Source organism: Siphonobacter aquaeclarae (assembly GCF_900103285.1).
GTDB lineage: Bacteria > Bacteroidota > Bacteroidia > Cytophagales > Spirosomataceae > Siphonobacter > Siphonobacter aquaeclarae.
On record NZ_FNGS01000005.1, the window covers coordinates 229,902 to 250,353 of the forward strand.

Consider the following 20,452-nt stretch of genomic DNA (forward strand, 5'->3'; position numbering starts at 1 on the left):
TCAAACCCCCACGCACCGCCGTCATGACAAAGTACCTGTTTACACTTCTTTTCAGTACTGTCGGTATAATCGCCGCAACGCATGCCCAGCCTATCGCCCGGGAAATGCCGAAAGGCTATGATACGGTACACAAGGAAAATCCCGCCGGGAAGATCGATACCGTGCAGTACACTTCCCGCACGGTCGGATCTACGCGTAAAGCGTTGATTTACACCCCTCCCGGCTATTCGAAACAGAAACGCTATCCTGTCTTGTACCTGTTGCACGGTATCGGCGGTGACGAGAAGGAATGGCTCAACGGCGGTCATCCCCAGGTTATCCTCGATAACCTGCTGGCAGAAGGAAAGATTACGCCGATGATCGTGGTCATGCCTAACGGCCGCGCCATGAAAGACGACCGCGCCACCGGAAACATCATGGCGGGCGATAAGGTAGCCGCCTTTGCCACGTTTGAAAAGGACCTGCTGAACGACCTGATACCGTTTGTTGAGAAAAAATACGCGGTACAGGCCGACAGGGAGCACCGGGCCATCGCCGGCTTGTCGATGGGGGGCGGGCAGTCCCTCAATTTTGGTCTCGGCAACCTCGATACCTTTGCCTGGGTGGGCGGTTTTTCATCCGCGCCGAATACCCGCAAACCAGAGGAGCTGGTGCCGGACCCGGAAGCAGCAAAGCAAAAGCTGAAGTTGTTGTGGATTTCATGCGGGGACGACGACCGCCTGATCACGTTCAGCCGCCGCACGCACGACTACCTGTTTGAAAAAGACGTTCCGCACGTGTACTACCTGGAACCGGGCGTTCATGATTTCAAGGTATGGAAAAACGGTTTGTATATGTTTTCCCAATTCCTGTTCAAACCGGTCGATACGGCTTCGCTGAGTAAGTACACCTTGCTGGGTACGCCTGCTTCTACTAATGTCCGGTCGGCCCGGTACCCGCAGATTTTACCGGACAACCGCGTGGTTTTCCGTGTGAAAGCACCCGCGGCGGGGACCGTACAGGTGGATCTCGGGAGAAAATATGACCTGTCGAAAGACAGTACCGGCGTATGGTCGGTAACCACAGACCCGGTCAGCCGCGGTTTTCATTACTACTCCCTGCTCATCGACGGAGTACCGCTCGCCGACCCGGCCAGCGAGACTTTTTACGGCATGGGACGCATGGCCAGCGGCATCGAGATTCCCGACAAAGACGGAGCGTACTATGCGCTCCGGGAAGTGCCTCATGGACAGGTCCGTACCAGCCGGTATTTCTCCAATGCGACGGGTTCCTGGCGGGAAATGTGCGTTTACACCCCGCCGGGATATGACTCAGCGACCGAATCCTACCCGGTACTATACCTGCTGCACGGCGGCGGCGAGGACCAGCGCGGCTGGGCCAGACAGGGAAAAACGGACCTTATCCTCGATAACCTGATCGCAGCGGGCAAGGCCAAACCGATGCTTGTCGTGATGCTTGACGGCAATTTCGGCGGTGGCGGCGGACCGGCGGCGTTCAACGAAAACATGCTCCGTCAATTTGAAAATGAGCTGAAGGAAGCAGCCATTCCATTTGTCGAAAGCCATTTCCGTACCCGGAAAGACGCCGGCGGCCGGGCATTGGCAGGACTGTCCATGGGTGGCCTGCAAACGTTGTATGCCGGCATCAAAAATGTCAGCCTGTTTTCATACCTGGGCGTGTTCAGTTCGGGATGGTTTGGGGCAAATCCCGCCCTGTCGGCATCGCATTACAAATTCCTGGAAGAGAACGGCAAAGCGGTGGATGCAGGACTGAAACAATTCTGGATTTCGATGGGCGGAAAAGAGGACATCGCCTATGAAAACTGCAAGGCCATGCTGGCCCGCTACGATAAACTGGGCATCAAATACCAGTACAGCGAATATCCCGGCGGGCATACCTGGCCCGTCTGGCGGCATGATCTGTATCAGTTCTCGCAACTGCTCTTCCGTTAATCCACTCATTCACATTGGTTTAAACCTGCCTCTCATGATTCGCTTTACCGGTACCGCGCTGCTGCTGTCAGTCCTGGTTTGCCCCTATGCGGGGGCGCAAAAGTCCCTCAAAGAAGCCTATGCCGCTTATTTTCCGGTAGGAGTGGCTGTAGCGCCCCGGAACCTTGCCGGGGCCGATGCGGAACTGATCCGGGCGCAATTTTCCAGCCTCACGCCCGAAAACGCCATGAAAATGGGACCGATTCACCCGGCTCCTGACCGGTACTTCTGGCAGGATGCCGATCAGATTGTCGGCTTTGCGGAGCAAAACGGGCTGAAAGTCAGAGGGCATACGCTTTGCTGGCATAACCAGACGCCGTCGTGGTTTTTTACAGACGGCGAGGGAAAACAGGTCACCCGCGAGGTACTGCTCGATCGACTGAAAGAACACATCCAAACCGTCGTCGGCCGGTATAAAGGCAAATTATATGCCTGGGATGTCGTCAACGAAGCCGTACCGGACGGAGGGACTGATATTTACCGGCGCTCGAAGTTTCTCGAGATCATCGGGGAAGACTACATCGAAAAAGCCTTTGAATTCGCCCATGCCGCCGATCCGAACGCGAGGTTGTTTTACAACGACTACAATACCGAAAGCGATTCCAAGCGCGAGCGTATTTTTCAGTTGCTCAAAAAGCTGAAAGACAAGAAGATACCGGTCCACGGCGTCGGGTTGCAGGGACACTGGTCCATCTACGAGCCCACGGCAGCCGCCCTGGAGGAGTCGATCCGGAAGTTTGCCGGCCTGGGCCTGGAAGTGCAGATTACCGAACTGGACGTCTCCGTATATCCGAAGGAGCATGCCCGACGCGAACGTCAGCCGTCCGACAGCGATGTACTCACAAAGGAAATGGAAGCCCGTCAGGCCGAAAAGTACCAGATGCTTTTTGACATATTCCGGAAGTACAAGGGTACGCTGACCGGCGTTACGTTCTGGAATGTGTCCGACAAAACCACCTGGCTGGATAACTTCCCGGTGCGCGGACGAAAAGACTACCCCCTGCTGTTTGACCAGAACAGTAGCCCGAAGGAGGCTTTTTATAAGGTGGTTACGTTTTAGTTGACAAAAAAAGGGGAGCTGACGGCTCCCCTTTTTTTAACTGATTTTCAGGACACAGGCGACAGTATCCGGAAATCGCTCCGGAAGCGTTACTTCCAGCGCATCGGGTGTCCGTGTAAACGTCAGAGGAGTAGTACTTCCGGGAAGTGTTACCGAACGGACGGCGCGCTTGTGCGGGGTATTTTCGCCGAGGCTTTTGATACGTACTTTCCTGCCCGCCGGCATTCCGAGTGTAATTGCGTACAGGTCAGACCCTTTGGTGGTGAAGCGGATATCTTCCGCAGTCATACCCTTGCCTTTTCCTTCGTTAAAACCGGGTCCGTCGAGGGGTGCTGACGATTCGAGCGCCGGGCCTTCCCCGAAGATTACCCAGGGTCGGGTACCATAGATGCATTCGCCGTTGACACGCATCCAGGCGCCGATACCTTCCACAATCGCCCGCTCTTTTTCGTCGATGGTACCGTCACGCCGGACCGGGACGCTTAACAGGAGATTCCCGTTCTTACTGACGACGTCGGCAAGGGTATGTATAACCGTTGCGGCTGATTTATACCGGTTGTGATCGTACACCCGCCGGTCGTAATGCCAGTTGCCGATACAGGTATCCGTCTGCCAGACAAAGGGTTCGAGCCGGTTACTCTGCCCGCGTTCAATATCCCACACCATGCATTTCCGCTGCTGTTCGTCAAGTATTTTCCCGTTCAGAACCGCTTCGAGTTTGCCCTTGTTTTTCCGCATGCTCCGGTTGTAGAGGTGGGCGGCGATTTTCAGACCGACGTCGCTGACCGGCCAGAGCGGCAGCACGGTATCGTCGAAATACACGAGGTCGGGATCGTACTGGTTAATCAGGTCCAGCGTCCGGTTGTAAAACTGCTCGCAGTAGGCGGCCGACGGAACGCTCGATCCGCCTCCCCAGGCCCACTGGCTGTTGACGTCGACATCCTTTCCCCGGCGGCTCAATGCGTGGTTTTGAGCGTAAAGCTGCTGCGGGTCAAGGCCTTCCCACCAGGCACCTTTTCCATCGGCGGCGGTGAGTTTTCCGTCGTACGGTACGCCGGCGAGCGGACCATTTTTGTCCGCGCCCTGTGCGGTTTCATACCAGCTCCAGGCGTGCGCGGCGTGAATGCTTACGCCGAAATGCAGGCCGTGTTTTTTGGCCGCTTTGGCCCAGCCGCCGATCAGGTCCTTCTTCGGGCCGAGGCGAACCGAGTTCCAGGTATGGTACTTGCTGTTGTAGTTGTCGAGATTGTCGTGGTGATTTGCCATACCGACGAAATATTTCGCGCCTGCTTTTTTATAAAGGCCGACGAGCTCGTCCGGATTCCACGCATCGGCTTTCCAGCGGTGGATGATATCCTTGAATCCAACTTTCGAAGGGTGTCCATAATTTTCGACATGGAAGCGGTAGGCATCACTACCTTCCTCATACATTCCACGCGCATACCAGTCGCCGTGTTCGGGTTCGCACTGCGCACCCCAGTGCGCCCAGATGCCGAATTTTGCGTCGCGGTACCATTCAGGGACGCGGTACTGGGCCAGCGAATCCCAGGTAGGTTTAAAGGCACCGGTGGCCATCGGCTCGCCGGGCAAAAAAAGGCGGTTTGCCTTTACCGGTACGGCGAGGGCCGCCAGCGTAAGTTGTTTGAGGATCGTACGTCTTTTCATGAGATGAGAGGAAATGGAATGCTTGATGCAAAGCTATCTCATGGCGAAGAGGAAGAAGTGAGGCGGATGTCCTGACAAGTATGCTATCTTAACATGCGGCGGTTTCCGCCCGGAAAAGCTGAAACGGATCTTCAGGAAAGCAAAAAAGCCTTTCTGAATCAGCTCAGAAAGGCTTTTTTGTAACTTTTGTGGAGACGGAGGGATTCGAACCCTCGTCCAGAACAGGGACGCCACAAGCCTTCTACATGCTTAGTTGCCTTTCGGTTGTCGGGAATAAGACAGGTCGGCAACAAACCGATCCTGTTCCGTATCCGCAGGTACGAGACGAGTCTAGCGGAATCCACTCATCCGACCCTACCTTTTCGACGCTCCGTGCTCCGGCCCGGTAAGGTGACGGTCCGGCGGAACGATGGCTAATGATTAATCACTCCGGATTAAGCAGCCATAGCGTAGCTATAATTGCCAGCTATTGTTTAGAAGAATTTTTGACAGGAGATCCTTCCAACTCCCGGCATGCTTACACCTGCAACCTCAACCCGCTGTCAATACCGGTCGTCCCCAGGTGAAACGTCCCGGATTGTTGATTCCGGGACAACAAATATATGCAATTTCTGCGCCGATGTCAAAGGCCGAGCTCGCTGAGCTCGTCTTCCCGGATCATCAGCAGCACGGCCGATTGCGGAATGATGATATAATTCTCGCCGTCCACTTCCACTTCATACCCGTTCCGGCGGAGAAACAATACCTGATCGTTTTCCCGTACCTGCAGGGGTACGTATTTGACGTCTTCTTTCTTTTCTTTCCAGGGTTCGTCGTCGTCCGTAGCTGCCGGAATCGGAAAGCCCGGCCCGACTTTCACTGCCGTTCCTTTCTGAATATCTTCCTTTTCGGCCACGGTGGGAGGCAGGTACAGTCCCGAGCGGGTCTGCTGCTGGTCGGCCGCCGGTTTCACCAAAATCTTGTCGCCCATCATCGTCACTTTCCGTAACGTATTCAGGCCCTCAATTGCGCTCATTTGTCTCAAAAAATAGATCTACCTTGCTCCGAAAAAACGTATTCCCCGGTGCGTTACCCTGCAAAATTGTCAGGTATGGCGCCGCGTTTGCCGAGTTCGATGACCTCCATACCGAATACCCGGCGACCTTCTATCGAAAACCGAAGAGCGGTCCGCATCCGGTGAAAACCCTCGCGGCCTGCTGCGCCCGGGTTGATAAACAGGAGGTTGTTTTTCGCAGGATCGCGCTCTACCCGGAGAATATGGGAATGCCCGCAGACGAAGATATCCGGCAGGCCTTCCGCAAAAAGCTGGCGGGCGTCCGGTTTGTACCGACCCGGCACGCCGGCAATATGTGTCATGCCGATGATCAGGTCTTCGCAGGAAAACCGCAGGTGGAGGGGGAATTCCGTACGTATCTCCGTTGTGTCGATATTTCCGTAAACGCCTCGCACAGGTTTTCCGAAAATTCGTAGTTGATCGGCTACGCCCGGTCCCCAATCTCCCGCGTGCCAGATCTCGTCGGCCGCCCGGCAATACGTTTCCAGCGTCGGATCAAACCAGCCGTGCGTGTCGGAAAATAAAAAAATACGAGTCATTGCAATTATTCCAAAAGTTATTAACTCTGCATCATGTTCCTCCTGGAACAACGGGCTCCTTAGCCCAGGCGGAACGGGACTTCCGCCGAAAGATAAGTCATCCCCTTGCTTTTACGTCAGGGAGGTAGGTATGTCGCACGATTTAGATCAGGGGCCTATGATTACTACACCTTTTGAAACCGAACTGTATGAAAAACTCAGCGTTTTCTTTGCTGAGCGGGGGTTTGAGCTGTTGCCCGACCGGAAGCAATTCCGTAAATCCACCGGTACCGGCTTTCACAACGTCATCTTCTCGGCCTCCTACCGGACGAACGAGGTGTGGCTGGAAGTGAGCATTGGCCTGCGGCATCAGGAAATCGAATTTCTGGCCCAGCAGTTCCTCGACAATGCCGAAGAATTCCGGGACGATGCCAATACACTGGTTGTTTCGGTCGGGAAATTCAACGATGACAAGTATTTCAAGTACCGGATTCAAAGTCCGGAAGACCTTGACGACGCCTGCGAGCAGATCAAAGAGTTTTTGTTGCAGCAGGGTTTTGGATTTATGGCGCGCTACGAAACCCTCAGCTCGCTCAACCAGCTCTTTAATACGGAGCCGACCAAGCCCTGCAAGTTTGTGTACAACCAGGTGCACCGCAGTTTCAAAGGTGTGATTGCCGCGCGATTCGTCAATAATGAACGGTTTTTGCGCCTGATCGACCTGCATCGTGTACAAGTGGCGAAAAATGGAGCTTCGGTCGACGAGCAGCAGTCTTTCGAACGGCTTCTCAGCTTCCTTCTGTATCATTCCCTCAACTGATCGCGTTTTTTCAGATTCGGGCGGACGATTTGCATGCATTTGTGCAAATTCACGGCCTGGAATCTGAAGGATCACAGGTATTCAGGCCGGCGTGTATCCTCGTGCCGGCCTGAACGCCTGCTCTGCATTTTCCGGGAAATCCTCCGATTCAGGAGTATCGGATGTGCTTTTGTTTTCTTCGGAAGACAGAAGGACGCCGGGTAGGGTATTCGGTCGCATTTTGTGGAATGCTACTGCAGAGAGAACTTTAATCAACAAAAACCATGCAACGAACCGCATTGATTACGGGCGCTACATCCGGCATCGGTCAGGCAACAGCGAAGGCCTTTGCCGACCTGGGTTACCGGCTCATTCTTCACGGACGGCGTCAGGAACGCCTCGATGAATTGAAAGAAAGCCTGCCCGTAGAGGTTTATACGATGAATTTTGACGTTCGGTACCGGGAAGATGTGGAAGAAGCTTTTTCCCGTCTCCCGGCTGAATGGCAGGACATTGACATTCTTCTCAACAATGCCGGTAATGCGCACGGCCTCGGTCCGGTACAGGACAACGACCCGGACGACTGGGATGCGATGATAGACGGTAATGTAAAGGGTATTCTGTACGTCTCGAAGGCCGTAATGCCTGGTATGATTGCGCGGCGGAGCGGACACATTCTGAACCTGAGTTCCGTTGCCGGTAAGCAGACTTACCCGAACGGAACCGTTTATTGTGCATCCAAGGCAGCCGTGGAAAGTATCAGCGAAGGCATGCGCCTCGATCTCAATCCCTATGGTATCAAGGTTACGAACATAGCACCGGGAGCGGTGGAGACGGAGTTTTCGCTCGTTCGCTTCAAAGGGGACGACAAACGCGCGGCGTCTGTTTATCAGGGTTTTACGCCTCTTTCTGCACAGGACATCGCCGAAACAATTGCCTTCATTGTCACCCGGCCGGCGCATATGGTGATCGCCGATATTCTCCTTTTCCCGACGGCACAGGCATCGGCGATGCTGCTGAAGCGGGAGTAGGGAGGAGTGGTTTTCCGTTAATTGAAACAACGACGCCCTGCCGGTCAGGTTTGATATTCACCAAACCCGACCGGCGGGGCGTCTTCATTGCTGATTTCCCGGAAGGAGCGATTAGTTCTTAACCACTTTGTGGGAGAAACTACCGATCTGTATCACGAAGACCTGCTGGCCAGGCCAGGAAGAAGTATCCAGGACGATCCGGTCCGGCAGGATTTTAGCCGCACCTGAGGGGATTTCTTTCCCTGTTGCATCAAAAACCCGGATCGCATCACCGGGATTTGTTTTCCGGAAAACAGTCAGGCGGGTGCCTTGGCCGACCGGATTCGGATATACCAGCGTTTTGTCAGCGGATTCGTTTCGAGTCTTTTCCGAATTAAAGACTGCCTGCATAAAATTGGGAAGCCCGAAAACAGGCGCCTGTGCGCGGCCGGGCAGGCGTAACCAAACGGGTGCCGGGTCGGAGCCGTTAGGCGACGTCAATACTGCGAGGCTGTAGGAGCCATTTGGCTGGTTTCGTCCGAAAGATGAATAGAGTTTCCCGTCAATGCCTAATTGCAGGGCTCCGGCAGGGGTTAATTTCGTCTTTCCCGAGCCGTTGTCTTCTTCGATGACCAGGACTGTTTTCCGACCGGTTTTCAGGTCAAAAACCCAGGCATCCTGGCTTGGATAAAGACCGGTCAGGTAGACTTTGCTATTATCCGGAGAGAAGGAGACGCCATATTGTCCTGCGTAGTTCCCAAGGCTGCAAACGTTCGAAATATCGCCTTTCCCTGCATCAAAATCGAAGAGCTCAAACGGTCTCTGTACACCATAAACAGCCGCCGCCAGCATCTTTCCATTCGGTGAAGCTTTGAGATAACCCATGGATTCCGAATCGGCTACCGGCCCGCTCTGATGAACGCTGCCGATGGCGATGCGTTTGCTTTCGGTGATTCCTTCGGAGGTCAAGAGATAAACAAGAAAAACATCGCTATTCCAGGCGTGGGAGATGATCCAATAGTCGTGACCGTTGGCGTGAGGTACCGCGGTAAGTTTTTCGGTTGTCTGCCGTTCGAGCAGCTGGTTTTTTTCGGTGACATCGCCGAGTCCGTTTCGCAGGTTTATGTCGACGAGAGAGGAATAAAGCCCACCGTCCGGACCGTCATCATAGGCTTTGACCGAGAACAGAAAGTACTGACCGTCGTGCCCCGGAAAAGGCACGATTAACGCAGACTGAGTAGAGGTATGGCTGCCTTTTAACCGTTCGCCGTTTGGCATCAGCTGGTGGCCGGAATCCCAGACGTTCTGGCCGTCGGAATAGAAAAGCAGGCGTCCCGAAACAGCATCGGAAACAACGGCACTTCCTTCCAGTTGCCGCAAACGGCTGCCCGGAAGAGCGGTCGTTTTTCCCGGGCCGAATGCCAGAAAGGAATAATTCCCGCAGATCCAGTGATCGGTTTCGTGCTGGGCGAAAGAATGCTTCGCCGAGGTGAGTAACAGCACGAACGGAAGGAGTAACGGAAGGGGTTTCATTTTCGATACGGTTGGCTGAAAATAGCTTCGCTGTCTCATAACAGATTAGAATAACGGTCTGATTTTCACCTGAACAGGAATGGTACGGTCTGTCGCGCCGTCGCCAACAATTCTCATCTGAAAAGCGGAGTGCCCTCCGGTGGGGGCCAGTTGCCATTGGAACTGAACGGTTCGTCCGTTCGTCGCGTGAGCGTGCATAGCCAGTGGCAACGAAATGACGGCGGAACTGTTCGTATTACCGGCTACCGGAAGCACGCCCGAACAAACCGCATTGTACAGACCGCCACCGGCTGTATTCGTGGTAAAAGAGAGCTGAATGAGATAGGAATTGGCTGTTTCGGGAAGCGTCGTTCCAGTCGAAAAAACGGTTCCCCAATTGGTATCACTATAGGTAATATTCTGGGTAAAGGAATTTGTACCGGTTAACCGCGTCCGGGTGTTGTTGTCGGTGAAATAAAGGCCGGTTCCATCGTATTCGAGCCGGCCGTTTTCCGGCGTGTAGGTAAGCGGAACAGATCTCAATTTAACCGTTGCCTGCTGCAGGTCTGTGCTTTGATAGATGGAGCTTGTAGTGCCATTTCGCTGGTAATTGCCGGCAAAAGCTCCTGAAGGAGTGACAATCGTTTTGACACCGGGGTACCGGATCTGCATGCCGGATACAATAAGCCGTGTCGGATCGGCAGTGTTAATCGCGTAAGCGGATGTAGCCGAGCTACCATCGATCACAAATGTATTGTTGGTGACATTGAACGAGCCGATAGAGCCTTCCTGCAAAATAGCGGCCTGGCCCGTTTCCGGAGTAGTGGGCGCATTCGTACTCCAGCCCCGGATAATGCAGTTGTCGATGGTAACGTCACCGTTTCCGTCGCCGAGGTAAATGGCATTGCGGTTGGTCCCGTTCAGAATACAGTTTGTAATGACCAGGCTTTCCGAGTTGGTTGCCCGTATCCATTGGTCTGTATAACGGGTTGCGGTGGCGCCGCCGCCGTTGCCAAGAAAGGTAGCATTGCTGATTGTCACCCGGTCGGTATTATTCATCCAGATACCACCAGCTATTTTGTTGCTAAAGTTCAGGCTATCGGGATTGTACGGGCCGCCGCCAGTCTGCGCCGTTCCTACATGCAGATTAACAATTTCCTGATCATTTATCCGGTCGGCGCTGCTGCTGCCTTCTATCCGGAATACCGGAATGGGCGTCGCGCTGACCGGATTATCAGCGTAAATATTGGAGAAATGGTTGTTCCCGATCCTGCGACTTAAGTCTGATGAAGTCAACTTGTCAATAATCGAAAAAAGCTCTTCGTTAAATTTTACCTGAATCGCACATTCGGTGCCCTGAAAGGCATTCAGGTTTGAAATGCGGTTGCCTCCGCAACCAATCCATAACGGTACTGTACCGTTTTGAAACGAGCCGCCGCTGACTTCGGAATCGGCGAACACGAAAAGACCTACTTTTTTGTTGGCAAAGAATCGGCAGTTTGAAATCGTCGCGGCAGATTGATAGACAAGCGCTCCGTATTCTTTGGTGCGGATAACACAGCACTCCATCAGGCGGAAAAACATCCCGTAACCGTCGTTAATGCCAATCTTCGCCTTGTAGTTGCCGTCGATCGTCATGTTTTTGACGGTTACACCTTTCCCCCAAACTTCAAAGATGGACGACATCCCGTCGGTAATAGCTCGGATCGTTGTTCCAACAGTGGTATCGGCAAGAGGCGCAGGAGTAAAGGTGTCACCTTCTCCGCTGTAGACCACGGCGCCATTATTCGTCCCCATGTAGATTCTGTCGCCAGCCAGGTAAACTCCCCGGTCAAAATGAACGGATTTAAGCGAATTGATGGCACGTTGTATCGCCGGCGCATCGTCAATGGCGTCGTTTGGTATAGCACCAAACCACCTGACTTCTACTGGACCATCGTACTGACGGACATAATCGAAGCCGGATGGGCCTTTGTACACGGTGGCTTCATCGTAAATCCTGGCCGGAGTTGTAACCGGTGTTTTTTTCCACGGCGACCCATCGTAAATCACCACGTTGTCTGTCAGGGAAGTAAACAGCGTCGGCGAGCTGATCTCGTTTACCGGCGTAGCTGTCTGACCCTGGGAAACCAGGCAGCTGAGTAACAATAGAAAGGAGAGGAGAATTGATTTTGTCATGCGAATTGGAGGGTTTATGGTTTAACAAAAGCTAAATAAGTGATTTGAAACCATTATTAGGCTATGGCCGAATACTTTATATACTTAATCGCTGGTAAGTATAATTTTGCGTTCAAACCCGGAAACCGCAATGGCAGAAAACGGCCTTTCCCTTTCGCCATGCAACAAAAAAAGCCGGTGGGTTGGCCCTACGCAGCAAAGGCTACGCTGACCAACCCACCGGCAACGAACAGAAAATCCTGGCGCGGATCACACCCTATCCAAAACCTCAGCTATCACTCTTCAACACCCTGTGCACTTTCCGCTTCTTCGTTGTTTTCTTGTGAAAATCATTTGACATGACACTGATGTTACCGTCGACTTCCAATACGGCCAGGTCTACGTCGCTGATATGCTCTACACCGTGCTCGCGAACTGCCGCCAACAGCTCTTCTTCGCTGATCTGCGCTATGGATAGTCCCTTTTGCTTGACTCTTCCCTTGTAGACCAGCATCACCGGCTCTCCCTGCAGGAGCCTGTTGATTTTTTCGTTCCGCAGCAATACGTATTTCAGTACATAATTGGTCAGAAACAGTGCAACCGCCGCCATCAGTCCGCCAGCCAGACTGGTATCCGGCCCAACCATCGCGTTTTGAACCGAGTTGGAAATCAAGAGGATAAAGACGAGGTCTACCACCGAAAGCTGTGCGAGCTCCTTCTTGCCAAAGAGGCGGATCGCCAGAACGATAAACAGGTATACGGCGACGGAGCGCCCGGTGATGGTCAGTAGGTCTTGCATGAAAACAGCGATTCAGGAATGGTAAAGTACAAAAAAAGACGCGTCGGGATACGACGCGTCTTGCTTCCGAATGTCAAGTCTCACTTGAGCGACGCAGCTTTGATTTCCCGCGTCCACTTGAGTTCACCCCGCGCATTGTAGGTTTGTACCTTCAATACCCGATCGTTCTTGGGACCGGAGAGCGACATAATGGCGAAATTCCGCTCGTTCAGTACCGTCTCCTTGTCGAGGGTAGAAAGAACCGTTTCCTCTTTCGTTAACCGGGCTGGACCCGATGTAAACGGAGATATGGTAAAATCATACAACGGATAGGCGTTGAACCGCTCCAGCTTGTGGACAGCGGTATGGTGCCGATCTCCCGAAAGGAATACAACTCCCGGAATCTTCTGCGCCGTAATCCGCTCCAGCAACTGCGCGCGTTCTTCCCCATAAACCGCGTAATTCTCCCATTGGGCCGCAGGGTTAATGACCTGTCCGCCGCAAACGACAAACTTGAACGTTGCCTGGCTGAATTTCAGGGCGTCAATGAGCCAGTCGAGTTGCTTCTGACCGAGGTAGTCTTTGCCGGGAGCGTCGAGTTCGTTGGGAGCCCGCCACCAGCGGTCGTCCAGCAGGAAAAACTGGCAGTCGCCCCATTGGAACGTACCGTTAACGCCTTCTTTTTCAAAGGCATAGTTCGGGTTTCCCCAGAAAAGCTTGAAGATATCGAGGGCATCGCGCTTCATCCAGTAGGAGCGGTCTGCGTCGTTTGGGCCGTAGTCGTGGTCGTCCCACGTCGCGTAGTTGTGCGTGTGCGCGAGTAGCGATTGAATCTGCGGAAACGAGCGCCCGTGGGTCATCCGGCGAAGCATACCGGTCCGGGTGCCAAAGTCCACTTCCCGGTAGTAGTTGTTATCCCCGCCCCATACCATGAAGTCGGGCCGGAGGCTGTCGATTTTCGTGAAAATCTCGTATTGCTGCCCGTAAGGCGCACCGGGACGATCATACTCCGGCTCTCCGAAATACGCGCAGGAGCCAAAGGCAAAGGTAAAGGCCGGCGGGTCTGTCCGGAATTGCCAGAGCGTCTGCGTCTGAAACTGAAGGGGATAGGGGCGGGCTACTTTCTTGCCGTCCACCCAGATTTCGTATTCGTACTTCTTTCCGGGAAGAACCTGATCTGCATACATCCGGGCGATGTAAGCCGTTGATTTTTCAGTACTTACCTCATCGGTTGAACGTTTATTCGATGGGCTTCCTGTTTCCCAGTAAACAATTTTGACCTTCGCGGCCTTCTGGGTCTGCGCCCAAAGCATGACTTCCATGTAATCGGAATACCCGAGCATCGGCCCGCTCTGCAATTGGGCCTGCACCGATGAATACGCCAGTAAAGACAGGAAGAATAACCATTTCCTCATAGCTCGTTGATTAAGGATTCTTTAAATCACGCGGATGCGCTTGCGGGGGATAAAATTAGTCGGAATCTTTAGTAAAGGCACGGTGGCGATGAGCTTTAGGCTATAAGCTTTATGCCGTAAGCGTTAAGCCTAGGAAATGCGGCCGGGTAAAGCGCCGCGACCATCGCCTAAAGCCTACAGCGTATCACCTAAAGCCAAAAAAATCCGGAGCCCAACCAGGCTCCGGACGAAGGCAAACCGCTGAAAAGGTGGGATGTTATTTTTTCTCCGTCCAGGTGACTTTGAACTTGCCGTCGGTGAGGACGATTTCGTCTTTTTCGTCTGTTTTGCGGCAGTTGTCGTGATCGTGGGGATCGGCTTTGACGAGCATACCACCGCCTGCCGAGGTGATGGCCTTGTCTTCCATGTTGCTGAACAAACCGGAACCGCTGATGGCCGCCATCATGCGTTTTTTGTAGTAGATGCCCTGAAGTTTTGCTTCAAAGGTACCCTCAATCGAATTCGGGGTAACGGCGGTAATCGTCAGCGTTCCCTCTCCGGAAACACCGTCGTGAAAGGCGCCACCCATTCCTTTGGTTTCTTCGGTATAATCAATCAGGGGAAAAACGCCGACGCCGTTGGCTTTCTTCACCGCGTCGTCAATGGATTTTTCGGTGACGATCGGGTAGGTGCCGGGTTTGAGCTGGTCGACGGTATAATAAATACGTATCCAGGTCTGAACATCGGGCTTAACCGCCATCCCGGCCAGAGCTACATACTGCACGCGTCCGGCAGGAAAGCGCAAACGCGTGGCCTTGGCCGACCACTCCTTGCCGTTTACCTTCACCGACACGGTATTGTCGGGAGCGGTCTGCGCAAAAGCGGAGGCGGAAAGGCACAGAAACAACAAAATCTTTTTCATGGAATAAAAGGGTGAAAGTTGAACGGGCGACGTGGAAAGTCTTATCAAAGGAGGCTTTGCATATCCGGCACAAAAATGCAGAATCCTTTCGTGAATAGGCAGGAGGGGATACCCGCCAGTTAGCGAACGGGCAGAATGGCTTTCTGAACGGTCGGTTTGGTCGTTTGGGTTGTCAAATCGCAGACTTTGGGCCAAATTGCAGCTTTTTACGTCATCTCCCATGCACATTCACGAAGGCTCCTATTACATCCGGAATCAGAAAGTCACCGACCTCGCCGAGGCATTCGGCACCCCGCTGTATGTTTACGACGGGGAAAAGATCATCGAGCAGGTTAAACGGTTACATGAGGCATTTAAAGGTATTGATCTGAAAATCAAGTATGCCTGTAAAGCGCTTACCTCGCTTTCGATCCTGAAACTGATGCATAGTCAGGGAGTGGAGCTGGATGTGGTATCGCCGCAGGAGTTGCAGATCGGGCTCATGGCCGGATTCGGCGGAAGCCAGATCAACTTCACGCCGAGCGGCGTAGATTTCAGCGAAATTGAGTATGCGGTTTCCCAGGGAGCCTTCGTCAACCTCGATAACCTCGACGTGCTCGAAAAATTTGGTCGCCTCTACGGAGGTACCCAGCCCTGTATGATCCGGATCAAACCAAACGTTGCAGCGGGCGGTAATGCCAAGATCATGACGGCGCATGAAGGGTCCAAATTCGGTATCGACATCCGCCAGAAGGATGAAATCCTGGCGATTGTTCAACGATATAATTTGAAGGTTGTCGGCCTGCACCAGCATACCGGCTCCGATATCAAGGATGCTTCTGCGTTTATCGAAGCGGCGTCCCGGATTTTTGAATTTGCCTATGATTTTCCTGATCTTCAGTGTATTGACCTGGGCGGTGGCTTCAAGGTTGCCTACAAGGAAGGAGACTACAGTACCGATATGGAAGCCTTCGGCGCCGAGCTTTCCGGTTTTTTCCGGGAATTCTGTGCAAAGTATGGCCGCGAGCTGCAGCTCTGGTTTGAGCCGGGTAAATACCTCGTCAGTGAGTGCGGCTACCTCCTCGTTACGGCTAATGTAGTGAAGCAGGCGCCGGGTCGCCGGTTTGTTGGCGTCAATTCCGGCCTCAATCACCTCATCCGCCCGATGATGTACGACGCCTACCACCATATACTCAATGCCTCCAACCCGGACGATGCTGAGAAGGAAGTATACGACGTAGTAGGATATATCTGCGAAACCGACAACTTCGCCCTCGGCCGGGAGCTCAATAAGGTATCCGCCGGAGACATACTCGTGTTACTGAACGCCGGCGCCTACGGTTTTTCGATGAGCAGTAACTATAACAGCCGCCTCCGGCCAGCCGAAGTACTGATTCTGAACGGCGAAGCGCGCCTCATCCGCGAGCGCGAAACGCTCAGCGATATCCTCCGGAACCAGATTCTGATCGAATTATGAATGTACTGATCGTGCCGGGACTCGGCAACTCCGGCGAAGGCCACTGGCAGACGATCTGGGAGCAAACCCGGGGATTCGAACGGGTACAGCAGAACGACTGGGAAACGCCCGTTCGCGAAGACTGGGTAGCCCGCCTTGATGAAGCCGTGGTGGCGGCCGGAACAGAAGACGTCGTACTAGTAGGCCATAGCCTGGCCTGCTGCACGATTGCGAACTGGGCGGCTGCTCATCCCCGGAAGATCCGCGGCGCCCTGCTTGTAGCGCCGAGCGACACGGAGGCCGACAGCTATCCGACTGGTACAAAGGGCTTTACGCCCATGCCGCTCAACCGGCTGCCGTTCCGGAGTATTGCGGTTGCGAGTACCAACGATTTTTACGTCACGCCGGAACGGGCGCGACAGTTTGCCGATGCCTGGGGCAGCGAGCTCGTCGTGATCGGACCAGCCGGGCATATCAACGTCGCCTCCGGTTTCGGAGAATGGCCCGAAGGCCTCGTCCTGCTGAATCAACTATGAAAAAAATTCTGGTCGCCGCCTGCCTCGGGCTGACTGTCCTGTCTGCCCGGGCCCAACAGAAATTTGCAGATCTCGGCCTGTTTCGTCTTGAAAACGGGCAGTCTGTTCAGCATTGCCGGGTAGGATACCGGACGTTTGGCCACCTCAATACAGACCGGAGCAATGCCGTCCTGATTCCAACCTGGTTCGGCGGAACGTCTGAACAGAAGAGTTCGCTGGCCAACCCGGGCGGCCTTGCCGATTCTACCCGTTTTTTTGTGATTGTGGTGGACGCGCTCGGCAACGGAGTCTCTTCGTCGCCGTCCAATTCGCCAGCGCAGGCCAACGGCGCGTTTCCGGTGATATCTGTCCGGGATATGGTCAACAGTCAATACGAACTGGTAACCAGGCACCTGAAACTGAGTCATTTGTATGCGGTAATGGGTATTTCGATGGGAGGGATGCAGTCGTTTCAATGGGCGGTCAGCTATCCGACGTTCATGGATAAAGTAGTGCCCATTATCGGAACGCCGCGGCAGTCGGTATACGACAAGCTGTTCTGGAACGCCCAGCTGAATACGCTGGAGCGCGGCAACTATTCGGCCGAGGCGATGAAGACCGCCGGCGCCCTGCACGAGCTTAACCTCTGGACGCCGGCCGCGCACGTCGACAAACGGAAAACCGATGAGTACGCCGGCTATATTACTGATACCGAAAAGCGCTATGCTGAAATTCAGCCGTATGATTGGGCGTGTCAGCTCCGTGCGATGCTCGCACAGGACGTCGCCCCGGGTGAAACCCTCGAAGCAGCGGCAAAAAAAGTAAAGGCGAAAATGATGATTGTCGTCGCCACGCAAGACCACATGGTCAACCCCGCCGCCGCGACACAATTTGCGAACGCGATCGGCGCGCCGCTGGTGGAACTGACCGGGCCGTGCGGGCATATGGCAACTTCCTGCGAATCTGCCAAACTCGCAGCCTTTGTCCGGTCCTTTCTTCTGTAGTTATTTCTTGGCGAAGTAGAAGAGCTGCATCGGCAGGTATTTCAGCTTCTCGCTGAGGGTGAAATACCCTTTCCCGTTCTTTTCAAAGCATACGGATTCTCCCTGAGGCTCAAATACATACGGCAGCATCAGTTTGTAGGAGGAATAGATAACGTCCTGAATAGGCTCGTTGACGTCGTCCCGTTGCCAGAGGTACATGGTGGTGTAGTTGCGGAGAATAATCTGCTTGCCGTCTGCCGAAAAATCACCGCTGGTAATCATGTACATCGGCAGGTCGCAGACATACATGGCCGGAATGGGCGAGTCGTATTTCTGGGGGAAAGCTATCTTGTAGAGCTTGGAGAACCCCGGACTTTTCGTGATGACGTAAATGTCCTGCGTAGTCGGCTCAATGAGAATCGCCTCCGTATCGCGGCTTCCTTCCGGGTAATAAAACACAATCCGTTCGTATTCCTTTACCTCTTCGTGGATAGATTCGGGCTCTTTGAACCGATAGATGTAGTATTCCGGGTACTGACGCAGGTTGTCACCCGTGTCAGCGATGTAGATATAGTTCGACTTGCTGTTTTTGTCGTAAAAGAGGTCCATATCTTCCCAGTCCCGGTTCGGGAACGGTAGCTGGATACGTCCTCTCAATTGCCCCTGGTAAGAGATCAGACTCAGGCGGCTGGGGTTATTCCCGTCTTCCTGAACCCACAAATGTCCGGGCATGGAGCGACTGTCGGCGATGCCGGAGGCTTCGTCAATCAGGCCGGCTGGAATACTGTAAGAAGTTTCGTATTCAAAATAAAACGGCGGTGGCTCCTGCTGAGAACGTGTCAACCCTACAATCATCAACCCGGCAATGATGACACGGAGCGTACCCTTTTTCCTAGACGCTACATCACTCATTGCTGCAAAGTAACCACCGCTCGCAGCACCGGGCAAGAAAAGAAAAGATTATCCGGATAAAGAACAAAATTATACCCGGATAATCTTATTTTGTCTTGATAAACAGCAAGTTAAGTGCTTATTCAGCTGCCCGCCATACCTCCTGGCTGCCGCCCATGGAGAGAATTTCGAGCCGCGGGGGCGAGGGCAGGAGGACCATTTTGGCATCGAGATTCGGGAAATCCTTGAGTGTCACCCAAACCCCGTCAGCAGGTCCGATTTCGTATTCATCCTGGCCCGTTTCTTCGTCGGTCACCTGTTCGAATTTACTTCGCGGAAGGTAGGCCGTGGGGAGAAGGACGTCGGTATCAGGGCAGAAAGCAGCATGTACCCGTTGCAGGATTTGCTCGAATTCGTCCCCGTATTCGTCTACAAACTCGTCTTCGAGGGTTTCGAGGGTTTCCTCGGCTTCGTCGTAATCGGGATGGTCATAACCCATCTTTTTGAGTGCGAAGCGTTTGGAAAGCAGTTCCAGAAGGGTCTCGTTGAGTTGCTTGGTGTTCATTGGGAACAATGTTCGATGAGAGGAGAACAAAAATAGAATCAAATATCTGAATCAGCTTTTCCCGGAAGCAAAAAATCAGAGACCGGGCTTGAATGGGCCGGATCACCGGCTTGCCGGGTAAGCGAGAGATCCCAGGGAGTCGCCGGATCGGTAAAAATGGTACCGTTTTCGACCGTCAGCGGAGAGGGAATATTGTTGTGGTACAGACTTCCGGTGCCGAGGCCCTGCGGCAACGTTACCGGAAAGCCGGCCGTAAACTGGCAAATGGCATTTAGTCCAATATTCGATTCCAGCGCCGAGGTTACCCACCAGCCGACGTGATTCCGGCCGGCTATTTCAATCCATTCCCGACATTGCTGAAAACCGCCCAGAAGCGTCGGCTTGAGGATGAGGTATGCAGGCTGGATGGCTTTCACAAGCTTCATCTTATCGACGTAGTCGTAAACGCCGATCAGTTCCTCGTCGAGCGCAATGGGAACCGGGCTCGTCCGGCAAAGATCGTGCATCGCCTCCGGCTGACCGGCCCGGATAGGCTGCTCAACTGAATGCAATTCAAGGGCGGCAAGCGCTTCGAGCTTCTGCCGGGCTTCTTCGGGCGTCCAGGCGCCATTGGCGTCGACGCGCAGCGTAATGTCGTCCGGACTGTACCGCTTCCGGACATATTCCAGGCAGTCGAGTTCCTGCTGAAAATCAATCGCGCCGACTTTCATTTTGATGGTCGTAAATCCGGCATCCAGTTTCTGCCGGATTTGGGCGAGCATTTCTTCCCGCGAGCCCATCCAGACGAGGCCGTTGATCGGCAGGCGTTTACCTCTGCTGAAATCATTCGGAAAGACATGCCGGGTACCGCCGTTGAGGAGATCGTGCAGGGCGGTTTCGAACGCAAAACGCACGGAGGGAAATCCGGGATCAATGCACTGATCGAGGATCAGGTTGAGATTCCACGGAAATACCTCGAGTTCGTAGCTGTTGAATTCGTCGCAGATGCGGTGGAGGTGCGCTTCGAAATCCGGATACTCGGGACTGAGCCCTTTGAGCGGACTGGCCTCGCCGATGCCGGTGACGCCGGGTTTCTCGTCGTCCGTCACGGACAGGTAGTAAGCCGTGTGCTGGGTAAGGCTACCCCTCGACGTTCCGGCGGTGAAACGGAAATCAAGTATATGCTTATGTACCAGCACTTTAAGAGACATGTCCGGGGTATAT

At 53.7% G+C, this 20,452-nt stretch carries 18 protein-coding genes and 1 other RNA gene; 7 read left to right on the top strand and 12 right to left on the bottom strand.

What is annotated here, in order from left to right:
• Positions 1-23: 23 nt before the first annotated feature.
• Together BLR09_RS14170 and BLR09_RS14175 are read left to right on the top strand one after the other, a co-directional pair.
• Positions 24-1,952, top strand: a complete 1,929-nt coding sequence (locus BLR09_RS14170; RefSeq protein WP_093203364.1) for an alpha/beta hydrolase-fold protein — start codon at positions 24-26, stop codon at positions 1,950-1,952.
• Between the two features lie 34 nt (positions 1,953-1,986).
• Positions 1,987-3,051, top strand: a complete 1,065-nt coding sequence (locus BLR09_RS14175) for an endo-1,4-beta-xylanase (protein WP_093203366.1) — start codon at positions 1,987-1,989, stop codon at positions 3,049-3,051.
• 36 nt (positions 3,052-3,087) lie between these two features.
• Here the strand turns inward: BLR09_RS14175 and BLR09_RS14180 are convergent, their stop codons facing one another.
• The 4 genes from BLR09_RS14180 to BLR09_RS14195 all read right to left on the bottom strand — a co-directional run bounded on the left by BLR09_RS14180 (position 3,088) and on the right by BLR09_RS14195 (position 6,309).
• Complete coding sequence (locus tag BLR09_RS14180) at positions 3,088-4,716, bottom strand: alpha-L-fucosidase (RefSeq protein WP_093203369.1); 1,629 nt, start codon at positions 4,714-4,716, stop codon at positions 3,088-3,090.
• A 186-nt stretch (positions 4,717-4,902) separates the two neighbouring features.
• Positions 4,903-5,276: a transfer-messenger RNA gene (gene ssrA, locus BLR09_RS14185) on the bottom strand.
• A 62-nt stretch (positions 5,277-5,338) separates the two neighbouring features.
• On the bottom strand, positions 5,339-5,731 hold the full coding sequence (locus BLR09_RS14190) for a co-chaperone GroES (protein WP_093203371.1): 393 nt from the start codon (positions 5,729-5,731) through the stop codon (positions 5,339-5,341).
• Positions 5,732-5,784: 53 nt separating this feature from the next.
• Positions 5,785-6,309 carry a metallophosphoesterase family protein gene (locus BLR09_RS14195; RefSeq protein ID WP_093203374.1) on the bottom strand — a complete coding sequence of 175 codons (525 nt, stop codon included), beginning with the start codon at positions 6,307-6,309 and terminating at the stop codon, positions 5,785-5,787.
• A gap of 157 nt (positions 6,310-6,466) precedes the next feature.
• Between BLR09_RS14195 and BLR09_RS14200 the strand changes: the two genes are divergently transcribed.
• On the top strand, positions 6,467-7,108 hold the full coding sequence (locus BLR09_RS14200) for a hypothetical protein (RefSeq protein WP_093203376.1): 642 nt from the start codon (positions 6,467-6,469) through the stop codon (positions 7,106-7,108).
• Between the two features lie 263 nt (positions 7,109-7,371).
• Entirely contained in the window at positions 7,372-8,118 is a 747-nt protein-coding gene (locus BLR09_RS14205) for an SDR family NAD(P)-dependent oxidoreductase (RefSeq protein ID WP_093203379.1), read from the top strand.
• A gap of 111 nt (positions 8,119-8,229) precedes the next feature.
• Here the strand turns inward: BLR09_RS14205 and BLR09_RS14210 are convergent, their stop codons facing one another.
• The 5 genes from BLR09_RS14210 to BLR09_RS14230 form a co-directional block, all read right to left on the bottom strand.
• The gene (locus BLR09_RS14210) at positions 8,230-9,630 is read right to left on the bottom strand and encodes a T9SS type A sorting domain-containing protein (protein ID WP_093203381.1); all 1,401 of its coding nucleotides are present in this window, start codon (positions 9,628-9,630) and stop codon (positions 8,230-8,232) included.
• Positions 9,631-9,675: 45 nt separating this feature from the next.
• Complete coding sequence (locus BLR09_RS14215; RefSeq protein ID WP_093203384.1) at positions 9,676-11,787, bottom strand: right-handed parallel beta-helix repeat-containing protein; 2,112 nt, start codon at positions 11,785-11,787, stop codon at positions 9,676-9,678.
• A 268-nt stretch (positions 11,788-12,055) separates the two neighbouring features.
• Positions 12,056-12,565: a DUF421 domain-containing protein gene (locus tag BLR09_RS14220; protein ID WP_093203386.1), complete on the bottom strand. Its 510-nt coding sequence runs from the start codon at positions 12,563-12,565 to the stop codon at positions 12,056-12,058.
• A gap of 80 nt (positions 12,566-12,645) precedes the next feature.
• On the bottom strand, positions 12,646-13,959 hold the full coding sequence (locus tag BLR09_RS14225) for an alkaline phosphatase D family protein (protein ID WP_093203389.1): 1,314 nt from the start codon (positions 13,957-13,959) through the stop codon (positions 12,646-12,648).
• Between the two features lie 256 nt (positions 13,960-14,215).
• A complete protein-coding gene (locus tag BLR09_RS14230; RefSeq protein WP_093203391.1) occupies positions 14,216-14,860 on the bottom strand; it encodes a hypothetical protein in 645 nt (214 codons plus the stop codon).
• Positions 14,861-15,080: 220 nt separating this feature from the next.
• Here BLR09_RS14230 and lysA point away from each other — a divergent pair, with 220 nt between their 5' ends.
• The 3 genes from lysA to BLR09_RS14245 are packed head-to-tail and all read left to right on the top strand — an operon-like array spanning position 15,081 to position 17,814.
• Entirely contained in the window at positions 15,081-16,316 is a 1,236-nt protein-coding gene (gene lysA / locus BLR09_RS14235) for a diaminopimelate decarboxylase (RefSeq protein WP_093203394.1), read from the top strand.
• Positions 16,313-16,831 (top strand): RBBP9/YdeN family alpha/beta hydrolase, encoded by a 519-nt coding sequence (locus BLR09_RS14240; protein ID WP_093203396.1) that lies wholly within the window; start codon positions 16,313-16,315, stop codon positions 16,829-16,831. The genes lysA and BLR09_RS14240 overlap by 4 nt, the downstream gene beginning before the upstream one ends.
• Positions 16,828-17,814: an alpha/beta fold hydrolase gene (locus BLR09_RS14245; protein WP_176785551.1), complete on the top strand. Its 987-nt coding sequence runs from the start codon at positions 16,828-16,830 to the stop codon at positions 17,812-17,814. The genes BLR09_RS14240 and BLR09_RS14245 overlap by 4 nt, the downstream gene beginning before the upstream one ends.
• Here the strand turns inward: BLR09_RS14245 and BLR09_RS14250 are convergent, their stop codons facing one another.
• From BLR09_RS14250 to BLR09_RS14260, 3 genes are all read right to left on the bottom strand, one after another.
• Positions 17,815-18,705: a hypothetical protein gene (locus BLR09_RS14250; protein WP_093203402.1), complete on the bottom strand. Its 891-nt coding sequence runs from the start codon at positions 18,703-18,705 to the stop codon at positions 17,815-17,817.
• A 118-nt stretch (positions 18,706-18,823) separates the two neighbouring features.
• Positions 18,824-19,249 (bottom strand): hypothetical protein, encoded by a 426-nt coding sequence (locus BLR09_RS14255; RefSeq protein ID WP_093203404.1) that lies wholly within the window; start codon positions 19,247-19,249, stop codon positions 18,824-18,826.
• 38 nt (positions 19,250-19,287) lie between these two features.
• Positions 19,288-20,439 (bottom strand): o-succinylbenzoate synthase, encoded by a 1,152-nt coding sequence (locus BLR09_RS14260; protein ID WP_093203473.1) that lies wholly within the window; start codon positions 20,437-20,439, stop codon positions 19,288-19,290.
• Positions 20,440-20,452: the final 13 nt, after the last annotated feature.